Below are 7,375 nucleotides of genomic sequence, written 5' to 3' on the forward strand. Positions count from 1 at the left end.
CGCAACACCCTTGGCCAGTCTGTCTGTTTCACCAGAATGACCAGTTTGTATCGTTCATCGACAAGGTGTTGTTGAGTTTTTCGACGAAGCTGCGATTTTTATCGACGAAAACGCAACCCAACCCTGCGTCCAGTCATGCCACCACGGCAATGCAAACGCCCGCGGCGGCGCCTATCAGCCAGGGCAAAGCAGGGCTGATGGCTCAGACATCGATACGGACGATGCGGCGTATGCCCTGAGAAGACATACACATAGATGCCATCACCGAAGCGTCGGCAGACCAGTTTGTGGCGCGATATAAAACCGCTCTGGTATTCATAAATGCCGACCGAAGCGAACTCTGTTATCGCAGTGCCCGGGGAGCTTTTGGCATCGACCTTTTCAGTCAATTACCGATAATAATTTTGTTTGAGTCATAGCGCAGTGGGTGCAGCGCCGATACGCTATCGATGCCGGTGTGGTGTCCACGATAGTGGACACCACACCGGCATCGCAGAGTTCAACGGCGACTATCCTGATCCCATGAAACCCTTCCTTACCTGGAGAGATGGCGCATATGCGTTGTCAACCCTTCAGCGTGAAACGCGGACTGTCTTCGAGGAAGTCTTCGATGTGTATGAGGACTTGCTCCGCGGTTAGCTGTACGACTGCATATTGCGGGGCTTCCTGACGTCCGGGGATCCCTTCATCGGCATCGGCGTGTAACTCCAGCGCCACCTGGTGGTTGGTGCCTTTCAGGGTAAAGAAAGGCATGCCCTGGTACGAGCCCGTGATAGGACGATGAATATGGCCGAAAAAAACCTGACGGATCCGGGATTCAAACCCCGCGATTGCAGCCCGGAACGCCGCCGTCTCGCGCAATGAAATGGCGTCCATGCTGTGGATTCCGATCGGGAAGAACGGATGGTGCATAAATAGCATTACCGGCTTGATCGAGGCTTCAAGCTGTTCACGCAGCCAAGCGCCGCGCATGTCGCAGAATACGCCCCACGGTACTCCAGGCTCATTTGTGTCCAGGAAGATGGCGAGGTAGTCGCCGAAATCCTTCGTGTACTGGATGAACCCGTTTTTATCGCACTCAGTAGATGGAAAATACGCTTTGAGCGTGTCCCGATGATCGTGGTTGCCGGGAATAAGGTATAGGGGCTTGGTCACCGAAGACAGCACCTCGCGCAACTGGGCGTAGGCGTCTGCCTGGCCTTGGTGCGTCAGGTCGCCCGTAATCACCAGTGCCTCGGCGTCAGGTTGATGCGCCATCAAATGCGCTACGGCTTGTTGCAGGCGTTTTTTCGGGTTGCTGCCATACAGCTCGCCGCCGCCTGCTACCAGGTGCGTATCCGTTAAATGTATAAATTTCATGCCGTGCTTTCCTTAGCGATCCAGAAGCTTCTGAACTTCCTTGGACATGTTCTGCAGCGCAGCTTGTGGCTGGACTGATTTGTCGAACACCGTTTGCAGGTTGTCGAGAATCACATCGGTAATTTTCAAACCGTTTTCACCGGGGAAGGCATACCAGCCAGTCAACCAGGGCAGTTGCTTTACAGCGGTGTACTGGTTGGGGTTCTTGTCGTAGAAGCCCTTCAAACCATTGGGGTCTTCAATCGGCAGCATATTGGCTGGGAAGTAGCCGGTGTTTTTCGTCATGACGACCGCGCCTTCAGGCCCTGTCACGAACTTGATATATTCCCATGCAGCCTTCTGACGCGCAGGGTCCTTGGCAAACATCATGGCCACGTTGCCGCCTGCCGGTACCCGGCCGTTTTCGCCATAAATCGGGAAGAAGCCTGTCACCAATTTGAAGCGATCGCCGATCTGTTTTTCGAGGCCGGACAGACGCGAGGTGGAGGACGAAAACACCGCCATCTTGCCGCTTACGAACAGTTGCGCTGCTTCGTTGTAGTTATAGTTCTCCATGGTGCCGTTCTCGACCATGCGGCCCATTTGGGCAATCGATTCCTGCCCGATGGCGTTATCGAAAGCGACCTTTTTTTCTGCATCGTCCAGCATTTTTCCGCCCTTGGAGAACACCATGGACTGCCACAGCCAGTTGCCGGTAATTTCCCAGTCATAATGCAAGCCCTTGGTATCGGGATTGGCCGACCGGGATTTATCGGCCAGAGCAATGATTTCGTCCCAGGTCGTGGGCAACTTGTCCGTGTTGGCGCCGGCTTTAGTGATCAGGTCGGCGTTGTAGTAGACAATCGGCGTCGAGAGCGAGAAGCCAATGCCGGACTGAATGCCATTGACGTGACCCAGCGACATTAGCGATTCGCTATAACCGCGCTTTTCCCAATCTTGCTCGGTCTTGATGAATGGCGTGAGATCCACGGCGATGCCGCGGTCCACGAACACGCGTTGCCGGTTCAGGCCCTGGAACGAGACGTCCGCCAGCTGATTGGTTACGGCGTGGCGTAACGCCTGTTGGGCGGCGGCCTCATATTCAGTTGTCGGGGCGCGAAATTTTACGGAATAGTCAGGAAATTTTTCCGAGAAGCGTTTGGCCAGCTCTTCATGTACCGAATTGAATACATCCGGGTACGGATAATCGACGATCAACTCAATTTTCGCTGCAGCAGCCATGCCGCTGGTCAGAGTAAGCCCGGCCAGGAGGCCAGAAATAATAAAACGTTTCATGCTTGGTCCTTCAACCTTTAACACCCGTAAGGGTTACACCTTCAATAAAGCGCTTTTGCGCCACCAGGAAAAACAGCAGCAGAGGCAGTGTGATGATGACTGTGCCTGCCATGAGGGGGCCATAGTTCGTGCCTGCCTCTTCATTCATGAAAAACATCGTGCCCAGGGGCGGGGTTGCCAGCTCCATCGTGTTGATCACCAGCAATGGCCAGAAATAATCATTCCAGTGCCAAACGACCGAGAAAATGGAAAAGGCGATAAGTGCCGGCATGGCCGCCGGCATGAGGATGCGCCACACCAGTTCGAACTCGCTCATGCCGTCCAGGCGTGCAGCATGGATGAGATCGTTTGGTACACCGCGGAAAAATTGGCGCATAAGAAAGATGCCGAACGCCGACGCAATGAACGGGATGATCAGCGCGGCTGTCGTGTCCAGCAGGCCTGCGTGATAAAGCAGGATGTACAGCGGGATTGCCGTTGCTTGAAACGGGATCATGAGCGAAAGCATTACCAAGCCCCATGCCAGGGGCTTGCCGCGGAACTCGATCTTGGCAAACACATAAGCGGCCGGCAAGGCAACCAGTACCTGCAGGATGAGGATGCCCGCGCATACGACTATGCCATTGAGCAGATAGCGCAGCAGCGGAACCTGGGTGAGTGCCGTCGTGTAGTTTTCCACTGCGGCCCATTTCTGCGGCAGCAGATGAAAGCCGCTCATGAAAATTTCGTCCGCCGGCTTGAGCGAAGTCGACAGCATCCAGATAAAGGGAAACAGGTAAATGATTGCGCCTGTCATCAGGATGGCATGACGCGCGATGCGCCAGGCCAGGGAAGGTTGGATTGGCGAGTTCATGCGTAATGCGTCCTTTTTTCCATGCCCGCCTGCTGGACGAGGGTCAACACGAAAATGCAGGCCACAAAGATCACCGTCATGGCTGAGGCATATCCCATGCGGAAGAAAGCGAAGCCTTCGTTGTAAATTGAGTGCAGCAATACTTCGGTTGCCTTGTTTGGTCCGCCGCTGGTCAGTACATGGACTGTGTCAAATACTTGAAGAGAACGGATGGCGCACACGGTGACCACAAAAAGGGTGGTGGGGCCAAGCAACGGCAAAATAAGCCGGAACAGGCGGTCTACCGGATTGGTCATGCCGTCCAGCAGGCTGGCTTGGCGTAGTTCTGTCGGGATGTTCTTCAGCCCAGCCATGAACATGACCATGGCAAGGCCTGACATTTGCCAGATACCGATCACGGCAAGCGATTCCAGCGCCAAGTCGTAATCCTTTAGCCAGTTCTGGGGCGCGATGCCAAACCAGCCAATCACTTGGTTGATGAAGCCGGCACTGGGATGCATCAGGAACTGCCACACTACCGCCATGGCGATCAGGGTGGACGCTACCGGCATGAAGTAAGCGGTGCGATAGAAGCCCCGCAACGAAGAATTCGACTCGATCAGAAGGGCGGCGCCGAGTCCGATGGCGATAGAGCCGACCGATACCAGAACCAGGTAATACACCGTATTCGTGAACGATTTCTGGAAGGTGTCGTCTTGCCAGAGTTCTGCATAGTTCTCCAGGCCGATCCAACTCCAGGCGCTGGCGCCAAATTGCCAGTCGGTAAGCGACATCACGGCGACGATGATCAACGGCACGACCAGCAGCAGGAGTGTCAGCACCAGGCTGGGGCCAAGCAGCAGCGCGAGCTGGTTACGTTTAATACGCATCCCTTTCTCCTACGCGGCGCAAGAAAAGGCGGCGCATAGCGGTACCAGCCTGAGTCCGCTGGCGTCAAAGGCATGGCACTGTTCCATGGGCACAAAGATGCTCAGGTTTTCGCCTACCCGCAGCCCTGGCCCGTCGTCGATGACCAGGGTGATCTTGTCGTCCTCGGGCGTCACCATGGTGACGATGCGTTCGGCGCCGGTGTACTCCATCAGAAGGATGCGACCGCTCACCTTGAGCGCGTCCGGGAGCCGCTTCAGGCTGGCGGCGTGTGGCCGAAAGCCCACCTCCGCCACCGCTGCCGGAAGCAATTGCCCCAGGGGCTGTCCTTGTATGGTCGGCCTGTCATTGCCGTCGCGTGCAACCGGCAGGAAGTTGATGCGCGGCGCGCCGACAAACGCCGCCACGTCGCGGTGCTGCGGCTCATCATAAATGTTGGTCGGCGTGCCAAGCTGAAGGATACGGCCGCCTTTCATGACGGCAATACGATCAGACATTGACATGGCTTCGTGCTGGTCATGAGTCACGTACACAAATGTGACGCCCAGCTCGTCGTGCAGTTGCCGGATCTCCGCGCGCAGCGATTGCCGCAGGTTGGCATCCAGATTGGACAATGGTTCATCAAACAGGAAGAGGGAAGGGCGTCGAACCATGGCCCTGGCCAGGGCCACGCGCTGCCGTTGACCGCCGGACAGCGCGGCGGGCTTGCGTGACCATAAGTGCTCAATGCCGAGGATTTCGGCGATCTTGCGACCTTGCTCGTGCGCTGCGCGCACATGACTACGCGCGCCACGGCTGAACCAGCGAGCGCCCGGCAGGCGTTGCGTGAAACTCATCGTGCCCATGTAAAGCGGCGTGCAGATATTGTCGCCTACGGTCATGTGCGGATAGAGCGCATACGATTGAAACACCATGGCACAGTCGCGTTCGGCGGGCGTCTGCGCGAGCAGATTCACTGCGCCTTTCCGGATTTCGCCGGTATCGGGCAGTTCGAGGCCAGCCAGCAGCTTGAGCAGCGTCGACTTCCCGCAGCCGGAAGCGCCCAGCAAGGTCAGGAATTCGCCTTTCTTGATGGTCAACGAGAGCTTATCCAGCACGGTCGTCGCACCATAGGTTTTCGTCACATCAGAGAGTTCGATATCGGTCATGTCATGACTCCGTTAAGGCAGGGCGAGGCTGGCCAATCCAGCCGGCGAGGTCGCGGAAGTGAGAGAAGGCCACCACACAAGGATCCAGCTCATTCCGATGTGCGTGATAGCCGCCCAAATGCGCGGCAAACGGCACGTTTGCGTTCGCTGCGCAAGAGGCATCAATATGAGAATCGCCAACAAACAAGGCATCAGCCGGCGCACAGCCCAGCATAGACAGGGTTTTGAGTAAAGGATCCGCATGGGGCTTGGCATTTTTTTCATCGCCCAGGCATACCTTGGCAGCGAAGTAGTCGTTCCATCCAAAATGGCCGAGCAGAGCCTTGGTGGTGCCAGGGTCGCGGTTCGTACACAGGCCGAGTCGATAACCCGCCGTGTGAAGCTCGTGCAGCATGGCCTGGCTGCCTTCAAAGGGCGTCGCTGCATATAGCCAATCGTTCTCATAGGTTTCGGAGAGCAGGCGGTAATCACGATGCGCTTCTGCTCCATTCCGGTTTAACTGCGTCAGCGCAAGCGACAACATGGAGCCAATGCCGTCGCTCAGCCGCAGCCTCAGCGCGCCCGGGTCAAGTCGGCTTTGCCCAGTGGAGTCGAAGGCGAGAACGGCTGCATACAGGCCGGGCCATGTATCCAGCAATGTTCCATCTAGATCGAAGATGACTGTTTTAGGGTGGGTTTGACTGTTCATGCCACGCATTCTATTGATCGAATGTGACATAAAAGTGAACACTATTGGGCACGCTGCGCTCATAAAACGATCGTATGTGATCGTTTTTGCTATGCTAATGTGTGCTTTTACTTCCCACGCGGTACTTTTTTATCGGCATCTAGAACTATGCTTAAAGCAGAACGACAACAACGCATCCTGGCCCTGATGCAGCAAGCCAGCGCGGTTACTGTGCGGGGCCTGGCTGCCGAATTTTCCACTTCTCCCATCACCATACGGCGGGATCTGCTTGAGCTTGGAGAGCGGGGATTGCTTGAGCGCACGCACGGCGGTGCCGTGGCTACTCAGGAAGTCCTGGCAGAAGGTAGTGCGCGCTATGAAATGTATAACTACATCGAGCGCCATCATCAGCAGTCGCTAGAAAAATCCGCAATTGCCGAATGCGCCGCCCAGTATATTTCGGACGGCGACAGCATTCTCGTCAATGCCGGCACAACCACGCATGCGCTCGCGCAGGCGCTACGGGGTCATCAGGACCTGCATGTCATCACCAATGGCCTGACTGTAGCCACGGCCGTAGGACAAAGCGTCCGGGCTCACGTGTACGTGTTGCCCGGAAGGCTTGATATACGTAAACAGGCCACCATCGAACGGCCCGATCGCGACCACTTTCCAGACATCCAGATACGCGAGGCGTTTCTCGGCGTGCATGCTGTGTCCGAAAGTGGCATCTATATGCGCGACAATGCGGATGCCGCCATGAACCGTGCTTTCATCGCCGCGGCAAGCCGCATCACCGTCGTGGCCGACCACACCAAGCTGCACGCATTTGCCAGTTTCCGAATATCTTCGTGGAGCAAGGTACAGAGGCTAATTACCGATGCGGCCTCCAATACGGAGATACTCGCAGCGATCGAATCCCAGGGCGTTGATATCGTCGTCGCGCCTTAGGGAAATTCTGAACAAGTTCGTCAGGATATAGTCGAACGAGTCGAACAGAAATGATGGAAGCGCGATGAAGCAGCTGAGTTTTTCCGACGCCGAGTACGCAGTCAAGCGCAAGCAAACGCAGCGCGAAGTGTTCCCGGCCGAAATGGATAAGGTGGTTCCGTGGGCACCTCGAAGGCCGTCGCCATGCCGGGTTAGGCAAGCCTCAATCGGGTAGCGACAAGACCATGCCGCGACGAACACCCAGGCGGGCGGCTT

8 protein-coding genes and 1 pseudogene are annotated in these 7,375 nt (G+C 56.3%); 3 read left to right on the forward strand and 6 right to left on the reverse strand.

Translation table 11 applies throughout. The annotated features are described in order from the left end of the window. Nucleotides 1–239: hypothetical protein (locus tag ABWO67_RS18355; RefSeq protein WP_353154464.1), on the forward strand; the 239-nt coding region annotated here is incomplete at its 5' end. A 325-nt stretch (nt 240–564) separates the two neighbouring features. Here the strand turns inward: ABWO67_RS18355 and ABWO67_RS18360 are convergent. From ABWO67_RS18360 to ABWO67_RS18385, 6 genes are read right to left on the reverse strand one after another with little or no spacing between them, the layout of a single operon-like run. Further along, complete coding sequence (locus tag ABWO67_RS18360) at nt 565–1,359, reverse strand: phosphodiesterase (RefSeq protein WP_353154467.1); 795 nt, start codon at nt 1,357–1,359, stop codon at nt 565–567. 12 nt (nt 1,360–1,371) lie between these two features. Further along, entirely contained in the window at nt 1,372–2,634 is a 1,263-nt protein-coding gene (locus ABWO67_RS18365; protein WP_353154470.1) for an ABC transporter substrate-binding protein, read from the reverse strand. Nucleotides 2,635–2,644: 10 nt separating this feature from the next. Further along, nucleotides 2,645–3,487: a carbohydrate ABC transporter permease gene (locus tag ABWO67_RS18370; RefSeq protein WP_353154473.1), complete on the reverse strand. Its 843-nt coding sequence runs from the start codon at nt 3,485–3,487 to the stop codon at nt 2,645–2,647. After that, entirely contained in the window at nt 3,484–4,356 is an 873-nt protein-coding gene (locus ABWO67_RS18375; protein ID WP_353154476.1) for a carbohydrate ABC transporter permease, read from the reverse strand. Before ABWO67_RS18375 ends, ABWO67_RS18370 begins: the two co-directional genes overlap by 4 nt. Nucleotides 4,357–4,365: 9 nt before the next feature. After that, nucleotides 4,366–5,478 (reverse strand): ABC transporter ATP-binding protein, encoded by a 1,113-nt coding sequence (locus ABWO67_RS18380; protein ID WP_353154479.1) that lies wholly within the window; start codon nt 5,476–5,478, stop codon nt 4,366–4,368. A gap of 25 nt (nt 5,479–5,503) precedes the next feature. Further along, the gene (locus ABWO67_RS18385) at nt 5,504–6,190 is read right to left on the reverse strand and encodes an HAD family hydrolase (RefSeq protein WP_353154482.1); all 687 of its coding nucleotides are present in this window, start codon (nt 6,188–6,190) and stop codon (nt 5,504–5,506) included. 147 nt (nt 6,191–6,337) lie between these two features. Here ABWO67_RS18385 and ABWO67_RS18390 point away from each other — a divergent pair, with 147 nt between their 5' ends. Together ABWO67_RS18390 and ABWO67_RS18395 are read left to right on the forward strand one after the other, a co-directional pair. Beyond that, entirely contained in the window at nt 6,338–7,120 is a 783-nt protein-coding gene (locus ABWO67_RS18390; RefSeq protein WP_353154485.1) for a DeoR/GlpR family DNA-binding transcription regulator, read from the forward strand. Between the two features lie 64 nt (nt 7,121–7,184). Continuing rightward, nucleotides 7,185–7,283, forward strand: a pseudogene (locus ABWO67_RS18395) (IS5/IS1182 family transposase); the annotation flags it as partial. Nucleotides 7,284–7,375: the final 92 nt, after the last annotated feature.

Origin of the sequence: Pollutimonas bauzanensis, from assembly GCF_040393045.1 — a bacterium.
GTDB lineage: Bacteria > Pseudomonadota > Gammaproteobacteria > Burkholderiales > Burkholderiaceae_B > Pollutimonas > Pollutimonas bauzanensis_A.